Origin of the sequence: Vibrio sp. RE88 (genome assembly GCF_013113835.1) — a bacterium.
In the GTDB taxonomy this organism is placed as follows: Bacteria; Pseudomonadota; Gammaproteobacteria; order Enterobacterales; family Vibrionaceae; genus Vibrio.
Map to the genome: position 1 here is coordinate 649,069 of NZ_VTYQ01000003.1, position 17,562 is coordinate 666,630.

Genomic DNA, 17,562 nt, shown 5'->3' on the forward strand with positions numbered 1-17,562 from the left:
TTGAACGAATCGTTTAAGCCATTTTTTTAGCACAAAATTAGAGCTACAGCTCTAAAAAGAAGAATTTTTCAGCATTTTCCTGCCAGATACACATCATTTCCATAATTTTATCATCCAATTAGGCAATGGTCGGATTTCTATCTTTTATACTTGAGTCTAGTATCAGCCACCACTGAGCTTTTGCTCGAGTATAACGTCCGGTAGAGACGAACAAAAAAGGAAAAAGCAAAAATGAACAAGACGCGTCTGTTTAAAAAATCACTTTTAGCAGTGACCATTGCCACAACTACAATGGCTTCGCAGCAAGCTCTCGCTGCAGGTTTCCAACTTAACTCTCAATCAGCAACAGGCTTAGGCCGAGCATTCGCTGGTGACGCTGTTATTGCTGACAATGCTTCTGCAATGGCGCGTAATGCCGCTGCGATGGCACTATTTGATCGCACGGAAATGTCACTTGGCTTCAACATCATTGATTCAGAAGTAGATGTTAAAGACGTTAGCCATTCAGTTACTGGCCCTCAAGACCTAAATACAACGAACGATGCAACCTCTTTCGTCCCAAACCTTTATGTTTTGCATCCAGTAAACGACAAAATTGCCGTTGGCCTAGGTTTATATTCTAACTATGCAACTACTAACGAGTTCGACAGTAATTGGGGCCGAGGTACAGGTACAATCCTCACTTCCCCAACTATTGTTCCCGTTCCTGGTGCTGATGCTTTTGGTGGAATCACTAACCTGAGCTCAATGAATCTTCTACTTGCGGCCTCATATAGAATCAACGAACAATGGAGTATCGGTGGTGGTCTTGACGTAATTTACGGTCAAGGTGAGTTGAAGCGCAGCACCAACTTCAACGGTGCATCTGAGCAACAATTGCTTGATGTTGACGTTGATGGTGTTGGAGTAGGGTTCAACGTAGGTACTGTATTTGAACTCGACGAAAATAACCGTTTTGGTCTGAGCTACCATTACAGCCCAGAGATAGAAGCTGATGGTACGGCTAAACAATACAACTCAACGACCACACAATTTGAAGACATTGGCAAAGTAAAAATTGCCCTACCATCACGAGCAGAATTCTCAGGTTACCACCGCATCGAAGATACTAAGTTCGCTGTTCACTACAGCATCCAGTACATTAGCTGGAATGACTTCGAAGAGCTAGGGTCTACTAGTGGTACGCAGATTAAAGAATATAAATGGCAAGATACTTTCCACTACTCAATTGGTGGTACTTACTACATTAACCAAAATTGGGAAGCTCGTATCGGCTACATGTTTGATGAAGGTGTACAGGATGAGCTAACATCAGTCTCCGTACCAGACTCTGACCGTCAGTGGTTCTCTGCAGGTGCGACATACCATCTAAACAAAGATCAAGCGATCGATGTCGGCTTTACGTATCTAACAAGTAAAGAGAAGCAAGTTAATGACAAGCTTGGTTCAGTAACCTTAGACGCTACAACACAAGCAACAGCTATGCTATTTGGTTTGCAGTACACTCACAAGTTTTAACTCTTAGTTAATAACAACTTTAAAGGGCCAGTTTTTTACTGGCCCTTTCTTTTAGCTGAACGATAAAACCCACCTTAAGCCCCTGTTTCTCAATTATTCTCAGCTTACAAATGTACTCGTAAACAGCACTTTCATGCTACATGTGTACGCTCAATACCCAAAACAAACCATTAACATTCAGTCAATTAAATAGAAAAATAACCACATGACAATATTTTATGCCGAAGACAAGGTTAACACTGTTTTTAATTTTTAAAGCAATAACTCTAAACTTATGATCGCACGACAAATTACCCATACGTTCAGCGAACATAAAAATGAAAACAAACAAAACTCTCCTATCTCTTGCAGTGGCAGGTGGCCTTCTTTCAGTATCAGCATCTGTGAACGCAGCAGGGTTCCAGCTCGCTGAGTATTCAGCAACTGGTTTAGGTCGTGCGTACGCTGGTGAAGCAGCTATGGCCGACAACGCGAGCGCACAGTGGCGCAACCCAGCAATGCTAACTTATCTCGAAGGTACTCAGATTTCTGTCGGTGCTATCTATGTAAACCCTAATGTAGATGTCAGTGGTAGTGTGGACGGCTCTAAGTCATCGAATCCGACCCTTCCTACATCAAATGCCTCTTCTGATGATTTCGCGAATGATGCCGTTATTCCTAACTTTTATATCTCTCACAAGTACTCTGAAAAAGTCGCTGTCGGCTTTGCGATGGGTACTAACTACGGCATGGAAACCAATCTGGGCGATGACTTTGCCGCAGCGCATTTTGGTAATGAGGCTAGCGTGACCACTATGGAAGCCAATCTAAACGCTGCCTACAAGCTTAATGAACAGTTTAGTTTTGGTGGCGGTATCCGTTACGTCATGGGGGAAGGTAGCTTTGGCGCAAAAACGCCGGAAAACAATGTAATTGGTGTTATCGGCACGACTCCAATTTCCGCTGCCAAGGGAACCACTCTAAAATACATGGAAGGTGATGATACCGCGTGGGGCTGGCAAGTCGGTACTGCTTGGCAAATTAATGAAGATCATAGAATTGGTTTTACTTACAAATCTGAAATTGATCTAAAACTTGAGGGTTACGCCACGGGTATCGGTTTTGACTCGTCCCTTAAGGATGGGAACCGTGACAACGGCTCAATGGATCTCGCCCTGCCTGCAACTGCAGAACTAGCAAGCTTCCATCAACTAACGGAAAAGCTCGCGATCCATGCTAGCTTAAACTGGACGGATTGGAGCAGTTTCGAGAAACTTGAAGCACAGCTTGATACCCATGGCACTAAAATGGTGAAGGTTGAAAATTGGGAAGACAACTACCGCTTTGCTATCGGTGCAACCTATCAGGTTGACCAAAAACTAACTCTACGCACGGGCGTAGCATACGACACGTCAGCAGTTAGTGATAAAAACCGCACGATTACCATTCCGGAAACCGATCGCACATGGCTAAGCCTAGGGGCAAGCTACGAGTTTACTAAACAGTTCACACTGGATGGCGGATTAACCTACATCCTTGCGAAAGACGCACCTATCACAGAATCGCGCGGATACGCATCAGATAATGAAGCACAAAACGTTGCTGGCCAATTTGTCGGCGAGACTAAAGGCAGCATCTGGCTAATTGGTGTTCAAGCTAATTACAAGTTCTAAGTAAACTATCCAAATAAAGAAAAAGGCTTGGTCAGTGACCAAGCCTTTTTATTAGAAATCTTCATCCAGATATTCATCTAGATAAGCTTCTTCATCAGCATCGTAATCGTCCTTAGGCTCGATTTCTGCTTTAAAGTCTTGCCTCTGAAGAAAAGCATCACGTGTAAGCGCATAAGGATCGGGGGAATTCTCCAGCATCGCTTCTTGAGACACTAATGCCGCACGTGTCTCCATACCTTCAAGTGCCCACTTACCTAGCCCAGCCCAGAAGTTGAGTAATGACAGTGGCACATATAATCCATCAACAATGTCTGTGGATTCGCGCACAGTCCAAGGACCATAGCCCGGCACCATCACATAAGGGCCATTACCTACCCCATAATGACCAATGGCATCACTGAAAGCTTTCTCATTGTGGTCTGTGATCCCAGCTTCAGAAGCGATATCAATGATGCCTAAAAGCCCAAATGTACTGTTAATCCAAAAGCGATTGAAATGATCGAGTGCTTTCTCACCATTCCCCATGAAGATGTTGTTCACCATACTTGCTGGCTCATCTAAGTTGCCAAGGAAATTGGATACACCATGACGTAGTGGATCGGGTACGTAATTAACGTATGCCAACGAAACCGGACGAACGAAGTAAGGGTCTAAATAGTCATAGTTGATTGTCCACATCGTGCGGTTAAACCCCTCAAATGGGTCATTGACCTCCGATTCGGCTGACGTTGAGTGTTCACTTTCCTGAGGCGAGCCCGCACAGCCAAATAGAAAAATCGACGTGCAAGCAATCACCCATATCTGAGACTTGAGGCTCTTCATTATTATAATTTCCATAAAAAAGGCCGGTGTAGTCACCGGCCTTTGTACATTCATAAGGGGTATCTATTGATACTGCTTATCAATTATAACTTCAACAGGTTCGCCCATTTTAACGGCTTCGCTCTCTCCAAACCAGTCCCCTTGTTTAGTTGCGACATTTCCATCGCTGTCTAGACGTACTCTCACCATCAAAGATTCGAGTGAAGACAGCTTGCGATCTTGCAACATGCTGTTTCCATCATCCAAAACAACGGTCCTCGGGAAAGAACCCATCGGGTATCTGGCAGCCGCAACTGGCATTGGAGAACCATCGGCAGTATGAACTGAAACAATCAGCGCTGAATTTGGGTCAGCCTGAACCTCTGTGCTCAAAGCGATAGATACAGACACAGATTTACCACTCGATACGTGATCGCCCATTTGTTTCTGAGCATTTTCGATGCTGCGAGAAAGCATCTCGTAGCGACTGTCCTGCGGACCGATCATCTGCTGCATCACACTCCAGTAGCGAACCGCTGCTGGGTAATCTTTGCGTTCATATGCATCGAAAGCTAACAATGAGAATACGCGTAAGTCAACGTAATCGCTCTGAACCAGCTGACCGAGAATCTTACGAGCTTTGTCTTGGTCGATATCATCCTGAGACAACATCAAAGCTTGCGCATAACCCAGTTTGACATCTGCGTTATCTGGTTCGAGTCTGTACGCTTTTTTCATTGACCCGATTGCCGTTTCCACATCCCTATTGGCTAGTGCAATACGACCAAGAAGCAACCAGCCTGTAGAGTCATCAGGTTGGTAATGCAGACGAGTACGAAGTGCTAATGTCAGATCCTGCATTTCGTCATCGCTCAATGCCGTGCCTTCTGGTGCCATAAGCTTTTTAGACAGAGCAGGAAGATTTGCACTCACTTGCTGCCATTCTACAACTTCATCCGAAGCACCAAATTTCATGTACATGGCGTAAGACAACACTACAACCAGAAGAACAGATGGAATAAGCACTGCCATTGGTGAGATGCCGTTTTCACGCTCTACTTTCTGATCTTCCGGGATATCGTCTAACAGCGATTGTTTCAAGTCGTCGATCAGATCTTGTTGGTTTTCAACTAAGCCTTCTTCGGCTTCTTCTTCGAGCTCCGATAAACGGTCTTTGTAAAACGCTTTGTTTAACTCATCACGCAACGCTTCATCATTATTCGCTTTTTTTCTAATGATCGGCAAAGCGATCAGCAGTGAGCTCAGTACAACAAGAATGACTGAAGCTACCCAAAATAGTGTCATTACTGCTTATCTCCATCATTCTTATTATCCAGCAGCTCTTTCAAGCGCGCTTCTTTATCTTTGTCCCAAGATTCTGACTCTTCTGGTTGCGCCTTACGTGATCGAGTTCTTAGGACAATAAAGCCAAAGCCAAATACCACGACAAAAATCGGCCCTAGCCATAAAATTGATGTCGCCATTGTGAATGGTGGATTGTAGGTAACAAAATTACCGTAACGGGCAATCATATAATCAACGATTTCCTGTTTTGACTTGCCTTCTTTGGTCATTTCATACACTTTTTGACGTAAGTCGACAGCCAACTCTGCGTTGGAATCCGCGATAGTATTGTTTTGACACTTAGGACAACGAAGGGTGTTCCCGAGTTCTTTGAACTGCTGCTCTTGCTCCAAGTCATCAAATTCATAGATTTGGATCGTGGCATGTGCTGCCAAAGACAGAGTCATCGCAGCAAACAGAGCCAATATCATCTTTTTCATTGTCCAGCCTCCGCCAGAACTTGCTCATACATCGGCTTCAGCGTTTCGTTCCAGTTTCGGTCATTCACATCACCGACATGGCGATAACGAATCTTGCCTTGCGCATCAATAAGGAATGTTTCTGGTGCACCATATACGCCCAAGTCTAAACCAAGCATTCCATTACCATCAAATAGGCTAATCAGGTATGGATTACCAAGCTCATTCAACCACTGAACGGCTTTATCACGTTCATCTTTGTAGTTCATACCAATGATCTTAACGCCTTGAGACGCTAACTCATTCAGGTACTGGTGCTCTGCATAACAAGTTGGGCACCAAGTCGCCCATACGTTTAGCAGTAGTGGCTCACCTTTAAAGATAGATTGATCGTAAAGTTTGCCTGGTTCGGCGAGATCTTCAAGACGAAACTCAGGAACCGATTTGCCGACAAGTACCGACTCTAGCTTGGTCGGATCATCGCCATGTGAGTTTTTTACAAGTTGGGTGGCAAAAACTGCCACCAAACCCAAAAACGCCAACAGTGGGATGAATAATAATTTCTTATTCATTATGCCTCCTGCGTTTTAGCGCTTTTTCTGAAACGATAGCGCTTGTCACTGATTGCAATAGCGCCGCCTAGAGCCATTAGCAATGAACCAGCCCAGATCCAGCGAACAAACGGCTTGTAATAGATACGTACCGCCCAAGACTTATTATCGTCTAGACGTTCGCCCATCGCGATATACAAATCACGAGTCACACCACGATCAATCGCAGCCTCGGTCATCATCGAGCGTGCAGTGCGATAGAAGCGTTTTTCTGCATGAAGTGTATTGATGTACTTACCGTTATGAGTGATTTCAAAGTCAGCGATATAACCATCATAGTTCGGGCCATCTTTGTCACGCAGTCCTTCAAAGTAGAAATCATAACCCTGAATGTTGTAATGTTGACCAGGAGCCAAACGTACATCTCGCTCAATACTGTAATTCTGAACCATCGCAATACCAATGATACTTACAGCAAGGCCAATATGGCCCATCATCATAGCCCAGTGGCTACGCTGAAGTTTCTTGATACCAACAGCAAAACTGTGACGGTGAGTAGCACGTTCATGCAACTCAAAGCCGTGCATAAAGATAATCCACAACGCCATCACCCAGCCGAGATAAGCCATAAACTGGAAAAAATCAGCAAACAAGTAAACAAACACACCAGCAAGTACAAGCGACGCGACACCTGAAACCAGCATAGGTTTGATCAAGCTTGACAAGTCATCTCGCTTCCAACGAATCAGCGGGCCTATACCTAGCAAGAAAGAGAAAGGAATCATCAGCCACGCAAACAACATGTTGAAGAATGGCGCACCGATAGACACGGAACCCAAACCAATCTGTTTATGAACCAGTGGTAATAATGTACCGACCAGAACCACTACTAAAGCGGCAATCAACAAGACGTTGTTTGATAGTAGCGCATTCTCACGGGAAACTAAGCTAAAGTTACCTCGAACACGAACTGTTGCCCCTTTCAGAGCGAACAGCAGTAGCGAACCGCCGATAACAAACACGAGGAAGCCAAGAATGAACATGCCCCGTGACGGGTCAGATGCGAACGCGTGAACTGAAACCAAAATACCCGAACGTACAAGGAAAGTACCTAATAAACTCAGCGAGAAGGCAGAGATTGCCAATAGCACAGTCCAAGCTTTAAAGGTACCACGCTTTTCGGTTACAGCTAATGAGTGCATTAGCGCTGTACCCGCAAGCCAAGGCATAAACGATGCGTTTTCTACTGGATCCCAGAACCACCAGCCACCCCAGCCGAGTTCGTAGTACGCCCACCAAGAACCTAGTGCAATACCTAGAGTCAAGAATAACCAAGCAGCTGTCGTCCAAGGGCGAGACCAACGAGCCCAAGCGGTATCAAGTCGACCTGTCATCAATGATGCAATAGCAAAAGAGAACGCAACTGAGAAGCCTACGTAACCCATGTAAAGCATTGGTGGGTGAATAATCAAGCCTGGGTCTTGAAGCAATGGGTTTAAGTCACGACCATCGACAGGAAAGAATGGCAAGGTACGTAGGAACGGGTTAGATGTAACGATGATGAACAGTAAGAATCCAACCGTAATCATGCCCATTACAGCAAGCACGCGAGCAACCGATTCTTGCGGCATGCCACGGCTAAATGTCGCGACGGCAACTGTCCAAGCAGCTTGAATCAGAACCCAAAGAAGCAAGGAGCCTTCGTGTGCTCCCCAAACCGCCGTCAGGCGATAGTACCAAGGTAACTGACTGTTTGAGTTGGTAGCAACATAGTTGAGCGTAAAGTCATTGGTGTAGAACGCCCAAAGCAGCACACAGAAAGATAAAAGAAGTAGCAGGAACATTCCCCAAGACAAAGGTCTTGCGGTGTTCATCAACATAGTATTATTTCGAGACGCACCGACTAATGGCAGTATGCTCAACAGCACTGCCATTGCCAGTGAAACGATCATTGCAAAATGACCAATTTCAGCAATCATTGACCGCTTCCTTGTTTTTGTTGTTCTGTATATTCAAGCGGTTGGTGATTTTTCTTCATCGCTTCCGCTATCTCTGGCGGCATGTATTCTTCATCATGCTTTGCCAACACTTCAAAGGCTTCAACGGTCGTCGCATCTTTCAATACACCCTGAGCGACAATCCCCTGCCCTTCACGGAACAGGTCTGGAAGAATACCGTCATAGACGATGGTGACCTTAGGGCCGACATCATGTAAATCGAAAGAAACACGCAGTGATTCAGGATCTCGTCGAACCGAACCTTCAACCACCATACCACCAATCCGCAGACGTTGACCGACTTCTGGCTTGGTGCCGTCAGGTTTACCATCCACCAACTCTGTCGGTGTATAGAACAAATCCATATTCTGATTTAATGCGTAAAGCATCAGGCCAACAGTCGCGCCAATACCAATGAAAATTGCTAAGACAATGCCCAGCCTTTTCTTCCGCCTAGGGTTCATAATGTGTTCTCCAAATTTTTAGCCGCATCAATACGCGCTTGCCTGTCTACCTTCGACTGCACTTCATTCAACAGGTTTTTGCCACGGCGAATACTGACCATAAGCAGAACAAACATCGAAAAGAATGTGATACCAAAAGCGCTCCAAACATAGCCGGCATAACCGCCCATCGCGAAAAAATCGCTCAAAGATTCAAAATGCATCGTTTAGTTACCTCGCTGAGATTTAGCCTGAGCTAAAGCAATCACCCACGGGCGGTGACTCTCTTTGCTAATAATCTCATTGCGTAGACGAATCATCGTCACTACACCAAAGAAAAATGCAAAACCGAAAATGTTCAGCAATAGAGGCCAAAGCATATCGCTAGAGATGGAAGGTTTTGCAAATTTAGTGATAGTCGCTCCCTGATGTAGGGTATTCCACCACTCTACTGAGAAATGAATAATCGGTAAGTTCACAACGCCAACAATCGCAAGAATACCTGCCGCTTTAGCTGCCGTTTTCTGGTCATCAAACGCGTGATAAAGCGCGATGACACCGAGATAAAGGAACAAGAGGATCAGTTCAGAGGTTAAACGTGCATCCCATACCCACCATGCACCCCACATCGGCTTACCCCATACAGCACCCGTAAGCAGGGCAATAAAGGTATAAACTGCGCCGATTGGCGCCATTGCGGAGGCGGCCATGTCTGACAGCTTGACCTGCCAGACCAAACCAATAAACGCTGCAATAGCCATGGACATATAAACACCCATAGACCAAATCGCAGAAGGGACATGGATATAAATAATCCGGAAGCTGTCACCTTGTTGATAGTCAGAAGGGGCGAAGGCCAGTCCCCATACCGTCCCTACCGATAAACACAGCAGGGCTAATATGGAAAACCAGGGCAATAGCTTACCGCACAGCTGATAAGCGGTTTCGGGCTTGGCATAAGGATGGAGCCATTTCCACATCGTCGTTCTCACTCTTACTTCAGTGTTGTCTTATTTACGTCTCTTGGACTTTTGACAATTATTAGTTTTGTAATTTATAGAAAGGGAAAATTTCGTGCTTGATCGAAAACAATTAATTGACACTTACTCTCAACGCAGCGCTAATCGCAAAAGGTGTCAGTGTCATTGCTCCCATAAACATCGCCCCCAGTATTGCAAGCTGCCCGTTATATGCCATTCCAAGTGAAGCAGCATCAATAGCCGACGTCGCAAAAATCAATACGGGAATGTAAAGCGGTAACACCAACAAGCTGAGCAACACGCCCCCTTTTTGTAGACCAACTGTCAACGCGACACCAATAGCTCCGATGAAACTCAATGTTGGAGTGCCTATCAGCAGTGTTGTAACAACAGCCAGCCAAGAATTCATATCAAGCGAAAGCAAAATAGCCAGCAAAGGGCTAATCAGAATCAATGGTAAGCCCGTCAAAACCCAATGCGCTATCACTTTTGAAATCACGACTATAGGCAATGGGACAGGCATTAACATCATTTGTTCCAGTGAACCGTCCTGAAAATCGTCCCTGAATAATCGTTCAAGAGATAACAACGCAGACAGCAATGCAGCGACCCAAACAATACCAGCAGCAATACGCGCTAACAGGTTGGGCTCCGGGCCAATACTGAGTGGGAAAAGTGTAATCACTATGATGAAAAACCACAGTGGATTGAATATGTCTGCCTGACGGCGAAACGCAATAAGCAATTCACGTCGAATAATGCTGTTCATCGTTGCAAACATGGCTAATCACCCAGTTTTATTTTTCTTAGTTTTGGATTATCAGCGAACATGTCCTGATGCGTTGTAAGTATCACAATGCCACCCTCTTCAGCATGACTGAGGAAGAGAGATTCCAGAACCTTCACACCCTGTTTATCAATAGCCGTCAACGGTTCGTCCAAGATCCAAAGTTTATGGTCGCTCAGCCACAAACGGGCCAGTGCAACTCGACGTTGTTGTCCAGCGGAAAGCTGAGCAACTGGGACATCTTCACGACCCACTAAACCCACTTTCGCCAAAGCGCTATAAATAGTCTCTTTATCCACTGGTTTACGAGAATGAATATTGAGATAAAACCTCAAATTTTCATAAGCAGTTAGCTCACGCTTCACACCCGTTTGATGGCCCAAAAACAGCAAGTCCTGATGATAACCATCTCGGTTTGACTCAATGTTTTCGCCGTTCCAGAAAATCTCACCACTATCGCGATCTCCGAGCCCAGTAACGATACGCAACAACGTTGTTTTGCCTGTACCATTTCGGCCTTCAATCTGTACTAACTCACCGGAATTTATAGTAAAAGAGAGGGATTCGAAGAGAATTCTTTCATCTCTGATGGCAGTCAGCTGAGATACTTCTAACATGAATGTTCACTACTTAAATTTTGTGTGGGTATAGTACCACAGCCGTACTCACACAAAATAGAATTCGACCCATACGAATCACGAAACTCGGTAAGATTCTGTTAATAATCTACCACAGCCTAATTTAACTACCACTAAATGGTTACAATTGAACACAAAAAAAGGATGCTATTTGCATCCTTTTTCAATCGTTATTTTCTTGCACTTTTTCGCCGCACTGGTGCTTTTCTTTGTTCATTGCCAGCTCTTAGGGGAGGGATTTTCTCTTTCCCTGCAATCTTCTTTTGCAAGGACAACATCAGCTCTGCCTCGGCTTTCGGCAATTCACATTCTTCAATGAGTTCGTTAACGTCAGCGCCTAATTGAACCATTTTTGTGGCTCGTGAGTACAACCTGCCATCACCATCTTCCTGTTCTAGTTCTGATATTCTTTCATTCAGATGCTGGATGAGGTCCTGCTGCTCACTGACACGTTGCCCTAATCCGACTACCACGGATCGTACTTCAAGCAATTGCTTTGTTGCCTTCTGCAACTCTTTATCAAGGTGGCGATTCTGCTGCCGCCAATGATCGGCCATTAACCGCTGACTCTTCTTAATACGAAAAAGAGCCAATACAAACAACAGTACAACTAACGCAATGGCTCCTGCGATCACAGGAGCATTTGCAAATACAACTGCATCCATTACAGGTGAGCCATCTCATCCCATTCTTCGTCAGTCAGAAGTTTGTTCAGATCAACCAGAATTAGGAGCTTACCATCACGGTTGCTCACACCCTGAATGAACTTAGCACTTTCATCAGTACCAACACTTGGTGTGGTATCAATTTCAGAAGAACGCAAATAAACCACTTCAGCAACGCTATCCACTAGAATACCAATCACCTGATGTTCAGATTCAATCACGATGATACGAGTATTATCGGTAATTTCGCCTTCCATCAAGCCGAAGCGTGAACGAGTATCGATTACCGTTACGACGTTACCACGTAGATTAATGATACCTAGAACATAATCAGGGGCGCCCGGTACAGGAGCAATCTCTGTATAGCGAAGTACTTCACGTACCTGCATTACATTGATACCGTAAGTTTCTTCTTCTAGCTGGAACGTCACCCACTGAAGTACTTCGTCATTGGACTGATCTTTTCTTACTTCGACTTCATTAGTTTGAGACATACCTATTCCTCTCTAAGCCTAAATCGGCATAAATGTTTTATTTATCTAAGGCTTTTACATCAAGTCCTGCATTAAGCATAGCTATCAATGCTTCAACATGGATCAAAGCACACATTTTTTCTTTAACCATTCCAGCTAGCCACGGACGCTTCCCTGCTGTTTTGCGCCAGCGGACTTTTTCTGGATTTAGCGATTCTGTTCCTTTTAGTTGTGTTGAAGCCAGTCCCCACATACTTTCATCCAGCATCACTATATATTGGTATTCATCCTTGTAGCTGTCATCTATCAGCTTTTCGGCCATCACCCACTTTGCCGTATCTACCACATCAAGCTGAGCTTCTCGGCTTGTTTGTAGGCCCAAATACCATTCAGGGCGACCTATCAGATGATTCAGTTCCGCGATTCGGTGTATACCACCCAGTTCGTCAAGAGGAACCGCGAAAGTCACGCTATTCACGTCAAAGTAAAGTACCTGAAACTCAGCGTCACGCTCGGTCGAGTGCCAAATGCCTAATTCGCTGCCACCAGTTTGAGTCTCTGGCTCAACAGAAGCTTCTTCCGCCAATTCAATTTCTGGCTCTTCAATTTGAATTTCAGCTTCTGATTCTACTTGGATGGTTTCTTCAAAAAAATCAGAAACATCCAATTCATCTTCAACTATCGGCTCGTCTAAGTCAGGAATTTCAACTTCCCAATCCTGAACTTCTTCAGCAACCTCTTTGGCTTCAGCAATCTGAACTGTGTTCTGCTCCATCACCTCTTCAAGCTGAAGTTCTGCGACGGGGTTGGTTGACTCGAGTTGTTCCAGCAACCTTTCCACGTCATCTAAATTGGGAACTTCAACTTCGGCAGTTGGTGCTGAATAGTAGCTTTTCTCTTCAACCGACTGAACAACGGGCTCCAGTTCCATCTCTTCCGGTTCTGGTGAGATATCAGGAGCGTTTTCAGGAGCCTCTGTCAGCTCTTCTACTTCAATCGATTCATCGAGTAGCGCTGAAAAATACTCGTCCAGCGCTTGTTCACTTGAGAGTAAAGTATTGCTACTCATCCACCGCTAACCTCTCTAAATAGATCAACAGCTGTTTATAGGCGAAAACACCCCGACTACCCGATGCAAAATGTGAAACTGGAAGGTGCTTTAAACTGGCATCGCGAAACTTGGTATCAATCGGTACAGCCGATGTCCAAACTTGATTAGGGTAATCCTTCTTCAATTGCTGTAGTGTCTGCAATGATGCTCTCGTTCGTTTGTCATACATTGTTGGTACAATCGTGACTTTAAATTCACGATTGCGCGACTTTTGCATAATCGCCAATGTACGAACCATACGTTCCAGGCCTTTCATCGCCAAAAACTCCGTTTGGACTGGGATTAATATACGATTGCTCGCAGCCAATGCATTGACCATCATGACCCCTAGAATCGGCGGACAATCAATGAGCACATAGTCATAACGCTCTTTTATTGCCATTAGAGCTCGCTTCAGGATAAGCCCCATCCCACTGCGATTCCCCATTACGCGATCAAGCGTCGCTAGCGACATGTGGGCAGGTATTAAGTCAATACCTTCAATATCTGACTTCATGACCAAAGGCAAAACGCTTTGTTCACTAAACTCTTTGAGTTGGAAAAGGTCGAACAGGCTTGAAGCCACACCGTCGGAGTCATAACCTAAATACGTAGTCAGCGAAGCATGCGGATCCGTATCTACAAGTAGAACACGTTTCCCTTGCTTGCTAAGCAAACCAGCCAACGTAATCGTCGTTGTCGTTTTACCAACACCGCCTTTCTGGTTTGCGATACTCCAAACAATCATGCGATACCTCTACGACAGACCGACTTCTACCAGAATGCGCTCAGCAATGCGCTCCAATGGTAGGTCTTCGGTGGAAATACCCGCTTTTGCTACAGCTTGAGGCATACCATAGACAACACAACTCTCTTCATCTTGTGCCCAAATTGTAGAGCCTGCGCTCTTTAACATGCGAGCGCCTTCTCTTCCATCTGCTCCCATGCCAGTTAAAACCATTGAAAGCACTTGATCAGAATAGATTTTTGCCGCACTGCCAAAAGTGACGTCAACACAAGGCTTGTAGTTCATTCGCTCACCACCATCAATGACACGCAACTTTGCCGAGCCCGGGCGTCCGTCAATCATCATTTGTTTCCCGCCCGGCGCTAGGTATGCGACTCCTGGCTTAAGAGCGTCACCATCGGCCGCCTCTTTTACCTGGATTTTGCACAGCGAGTTTAAACGACTCGCAAACGCAGCCGTAAATGTTGCTGGCATATGCTGGATCAAAACGATTGGATGCGGATAGTTAGCGGGTAGCTTGGTGAGTATTTTTTGTAATGCAACAGGTCCTCCTGTGGAGGTTCCGATTGCAGTCAACTGGTATTTTTTGCCGCTTGCTTTAAATCGCGCAGCTGAAGACGGTTTAGGCGCCGCTGCGGCAGGGCGCGTCGTTCGTTGCGCAGGAGCTGTCGATGTAGCAGGCTGCCTTGCCGTCGGAGTAGCTGTTGGCGCTGGTTTTGCAGCAGGGCGACGCATGAAGGTACGACGCGACGAGATTTGAATCACGCGCTGTTGTAAAAGAGAAACAGCGTCATCTCGATTACGTGCAATATCTTCGAACTTCTTTGGTAAGAAATCCAACGCACCTGCATCAAGCGCATCTAACGTTGCTTTAGCACCATCATGAGTCAATGAAGAAAACATCAAAATTGGAACCGGACTTTTTGCCATGATTTCACGAACGGCTGTTATACCATCCATGACTGGCATCTCAATGTCCATAGTAATGACATCTGGCTTTAATCTGATGGCTTTTTCGACCGCTTCTTTACCATTGGTCGCTACATCCATCACCTCTAACCGAGGCTCTGAATTGATTATTTCACTGACTCGGCGACGGAAAAAACTCGAATCATCTACCACTAAAACTTTAATCGCCATAGCAATCCTTTTTTGTTCTACGACTTAGATTCGAGAAGCAGCAGCATACTGCTTAAGCAAATCCGGCACATCCAGAATCAGAGCGATATGACCATCGCTGGTAATCGTTGCACCTGCCATTCCTGGTGTGCCTTGTAGTAGGTTATCAAGCGGCTTAATCACCACTTCTTCTTGGCCTATTAGAGTATCAACGACAAAGCCAACACGCTGGCTGCCGATCTGAACAATAACGACGTGTCCGTGTCCTTTACGTAATTCAACTTCTCCAGCTCGTGGCGCTAGCCAATTCTGAAGGTAGAACAGCGGAATTGATTTCTCACGAACAATGATTGTCAGTTGTCCATCAACTACGTTAGTACGGCTTAGATCTAGATGGAAAATTTCATTCACGCTCGCCAATGGCAGAGCAAATGGGTGATCTGCGACTCCAACCATCAATGTTGGCAGAATTGCTAATGTCAAAGGTACTTTAATCGTAATCTTAGTTCCTTTGCCCATTTCAGAATCGATATCAATGGAGCCATTTAAGGTGTTGATGGCGGTTTTAACAACATCCATACCTACACCACGACCAGAAATATCCGAGATTTGTTCTTTACTGGAGAAGCCCGGCATAAAGATAAGATTAAAACACTCTTTGTTGGTCAGACGTGAGGCCGCATCTTCATCCATAATACCGCGTTTAACCGCAATGCCTCTTAGCTTGTCTGGGTCCATACCGCCACCATCATCAACGATAGCAAGTTCGATATGGTCACCTTCCTGAGCAGCAGACAGTATGACTTTACCTGTTCTTGGTTTACCGGCTTTGACTCGGTCTTCTGGCATCTCGACACCATGGTCAACAGAGTTACGTACCAAGTGAATTAGTGGATCCGCGAGTGCTTCAACTAGGTTTTTATCCAAGTCGGTATCTTCACCACGCATCTCGAGGTTGATATCTTTCTTCAGGCTACGAGCTAAATCTCGAACAACACGAGGGAAACGGCCGAATACTTTCTTGATCGGCTGCATGCGCGTTTTCATCACAGCGCCTTGAAGATCAGCAGTCACAACATCCAGGTTTGCTACCGCTTTTGACATTTCTTCATCGTTACTGTTCAACCCAAGGCTCAATAGACGATTTCGCACTAAAACGAGTTCGCCGACCATATTCATAATGATATCCAACGTTGAGGTATCAACACGAACGGTGGCTTCAGCTTGAGGTTTCTTAGCTTGGGCAGCTGGAGGCGTGGCCTCCTTTTTCGCCGGCGGTGCAGCTTTGGCTTTTGGTGCTGGTGCAACGGCAGCAGTTGGTGCCGGAGTCGCAGCAGGTTCTGCTGGCTTAGGTGCTGCTTTAGCGGGTGCAGGAGTCGGAATCGGATTTTCCGCTGCAGGCTTAGTCGCAGCCTCTAACTCTTCCGCTGATGGTCCTTTACCTGAACCATGTAAATCATCGAGCAGTTTTTCGAACTCCGCATCCGTCATCAGATCGCTATCACCACCACTTGCAGCTGGCTTAGCAGGTTCCGGACTTGGAGGGGGAGTTACTGGCTCAGCAGGAGGAGCCGTGGCCGACACATCGCCAGGTGCGTTACCTGAGCCATGCAGTTCATCGAGCAATTTTTCAAATTCATCATCGGTAATATCGCCGCTCATATCGCCATTCAAAACTGAAGGCTCATTGGCGGGTGATGCAACTGCTGCAGGCGCCGCTGGTTCATCAGCATTACCTGGTGCACTACCTTTACCGTGCAATTCATCCAGCAGTTTTTCGAATTCGTCTTGAGTGATTTCATCAATAGAGCCTGCAGATACAGCTTCCGTGCTAGGCGCTTCTGGCGGTGCTGCTACAGGTTCTGGAGCGACCGGCTCTTCAGCAACAGGTTCATCCGCCACTGGATCTGCAGGAGCTTCTGCCGCGGGTTCCGCTTCATCTTCGGTTTGTGGTTTGCTTAGACGATGCAGCTCATCAAGCAATGCTTGGTCTGCAGGGGTCAGAGGCTCTCTATCCTGTACTGCCTGAAACTGCTCATTGACAGTATCCAGCGCATTCAGCATGGTATCCATTAGACTTGCTGTTACCTGACGCTGGCCGTTACGCAAAATATCAAACACGTTTTCAGCACCGTGGCAGGTATCAACCAGTTCGGTTAATGACAAGAAACCCGCCCCGCCTTTGACAGTGTGGAAACCACGAAATATTGCATTTAAAAGGTCTTTGTCGTCAGGGTTGTTTTCTAGTTCTACCAACTGCTCAGAAAGAAGCTCTAATATCTCGCCAGCTTCAACCAAAAAGTCCTGTAGAATGTCTTCGTCTAATTCATAGCTCAT

At 45.6% G+C, this 17,562-nt stretch carries 18 protein-coding genes; 2 read left to right on the forward strand and 16 right to left on the reverse strand.

Annotated features, from left to right (window positions below; translation table 11 throughout):
• The first annotated feature begins 231 nt into the window (after positions 1-231).
• Positions 232-1,518, forward strand: coding sequence for an outer membrane protein transport protein (locus tag F0265_RS08955; protein WP_171748602.1), 1,287 nt, complete (start codon positions 232-234; stop codon positions 1,516-1,518).
• 317 nt (positions 1,519-1,835) lie between these two features.
• Positions 1,836-3,170, forward strand: a complete 1,335-nt coding sequence (locus F0265_RS08960) for an outer membrane protein transport protein (protein ID WP_171748603.1) — start codon at positions 1,836-1,838, stop codon at positions 3,168-3,170.
• 51 nt (positions 3,171-3,221) lie between these two features.
• Here F0265_RS08960 and F0265_RS08965 read toward each other — a convergent pair whose 3' ends face one another.
• The 16 genes from F0265_RS08965 to F0265_RS09040 form a co-directional block, all read right to left on the reverse strand.
• A complete protein-coding gene (locus F0265_RS08965) occupies positions 3,222-3,992 on the reverse strand; it encodes a VacJ family lipoprotein (protein WP_171748774.1) in 771 nt (256 codons plus the stop codon).
• A gap of 63 nt (positions 3,993-4,055) precedes the next feature.
• Positions 4,056-5,276, reverse strand: a complete 1,221-nt coding sequence (ccmI, locus tag F0265_RS08970) for a c-type cytochrome biogenesis protein CcmI (protein ID WP_171748604.1) — start codon at positions 5,274-5,276, stop codon at positions 4,056-4,058.
• A complete protein-coding gene (locus F0265_RS08975) occupies positions 5,276-5,755 on the reverse strand; it encodes a cytochrome c-type biogenesis protein (RefSeq protein WP_171748605.1) in 480 nt (159 codons plus the stop codon). The genes ccmI and F0265_RS08975 overlap by 1 nt, the downstream gene beginning before the upstream one ends.
• Entirely contained in the window at positions 5,752-6,306 is a 555-nt protein-coding gene (locus F0265_RS08980; RefSeq protein WP_006959426.1) for a DsbE family thiol:disulfide interchange protein, read from the reverse strand. The genes F0265_RS08975 and F0265_RS08980 overlap by 4 nt, the downstream gene beginning before the upstream one ends.
• Positions 6,306-8,264: a heme lyase CcmF/NrfE family subunit gene (locus F0265_RS08985; protein WP_095572229.1), complete on the reverse strand. Its 1,959-nt coding sequence runs from the start codon at positions 8,262-8,264 to the stop codon at positions 6,306-6,308. The genes F0265_RS08980 and F0265_RS08985 overlap by 1 nt, the downstream gene beginning before the upstream one ends.
• Entirely contained in the window at positions 8,261-8,746 is a 486-nt protein-coding gene (ccmE, locus tag F0265_RS08990) for a cytochrome c maturation protein CcmE (protein WP_171748606.1), read from the reverse strand. The genes F0265_RS08985 and ccmE overlap by 4 nt, the downstream gene beginning before the upstream one ends.
• Complete coding sequence (ccmD, locus tag F0265_RS08995; RefSeq protein WP_171748607.1) at positions 8,743-8,949, reverse strand: heme exporter protein CcmD; 207 nt, start codon at positions 8,947-8,949, stop codon at positions 8,743-8,745. The genes ccmE and ccmD overlap by 4 nt, the downstream gene beginning before the upstream one ends.
• Positions 8,950-8,952: 3 nt before the next feature.
• Positions 8,953-9,705 (reverse strand): heme ABC transporter permease, encoded by a 753-nt coding sequence (locus F0265_RS09000; protein WP_006959432.1) that lies wholly within the window; start codon positions 9,703-9,705, stop codon positions 8,953-8,955.
• Positions 9,706-9,817: 112 nt separating this feature from the next.
• Positions 9,818-10,486, reverse strand: coding sequence for a heme exporter protein CcmB (ccmB, locus tag F0265_RS09005; RefSeq protein WP_006959433.1), 669 nt, complete (start codon positions 10,484-10,486; stop codon positions 9,818-9,820).
• A gap of 2 nt (positions 10,487-10,488) precedes the next feature.
• Positions 10,489-11,109 carry a cytochrome c biogenesis heme-transporting ATPase CcmA gene (gene ccmA / locus F0265_RS09010; RefSeq protein ID WP_171748608.1) on the reverse strand — a complete coding sequence of 207 codons (621 nt, stop codon included), beginning with the start codon at positions 11,107-11,109 and terminating at the stop codon, positions 10,489-10,491.
• Positions 11,110-11,300: 191 nt separating this feature from the next.
• Positions 11,301-11,795 carry a DUF2802 domain-containing protein gene (locus F0265_RS09015; RefSeq protein ID WP_038512945.1) on the reverse strand — a complete coding sequence of 165 codons (495 nt, stop codon included), beginning with the start codon at positions 11,793-11,795 and terminating at the stop codon, positions 11,301-11,303.
• A complete protein-coding gene (locus tag F0265_RS09020; RefSeq protein ID WP_006959436.1) occupies positions 11,795-12,289 on the reverse strand; it encodes a chemotaxis protein CheW in 495 nt (164 codons plus the stop codon). Before F0265_RS09020 ends, F0265_RS09015 begins: the two co-directional genes overlap by 1 nt.
• A gap of 37 nt (positions 12,290-12,326) precedes the next feature.
• Complete coding sequence (locus F0265_RS09025) at positions 12,327-13,337, reverse strand: chemotaxis protein CheW (RefSeq protein WP_171748609.1); 1,011 nt, start codon at positions 13,335-13,337, stop codon at positions 12,327-12,329.
• Complete coding sequence (locus F0265_RS09030) at positions 13,330-14,106, reverse strand: ParA family protein (RefSeq protein WP_171748610.1); 777 nt, start codon at positions 14,104-14,106, stop codon at positions 13,330-13,332. Before F0265_RS09030 ends, F0265_RS09025 begins: the two co-directional genes overlap by 8 nt.
• A gap of 9 nt (positions 14,107-14,115) precedes the next feature.
• Positions 14,116-15,246 carry a chemotaxis response regulator protein-glutamate methylesterase gene (locus tag F0265_RS09035; RefSeq protein WP_171748611.1) on the reverse strand — a complete coding sequence of 377 codons (1,131 nt, stop codon included), beginning with the start codon at positions 15,244-15,246 and terminating at the stop codon, positions 14,116-14,118.
• A gap of 24 nt (positions 15,247-15,270) precedes the next feature.
• Positions 15,271-17,562: a chemotaxis protein CheA gene (locus F0265_RS09040; protein ID WP_171748612.1), complete on the reverse strand. Its 2,292-nt coding sequence runs from the start codon at positions 17,560-17,562 to the stop codon at positions 15,271-15,273.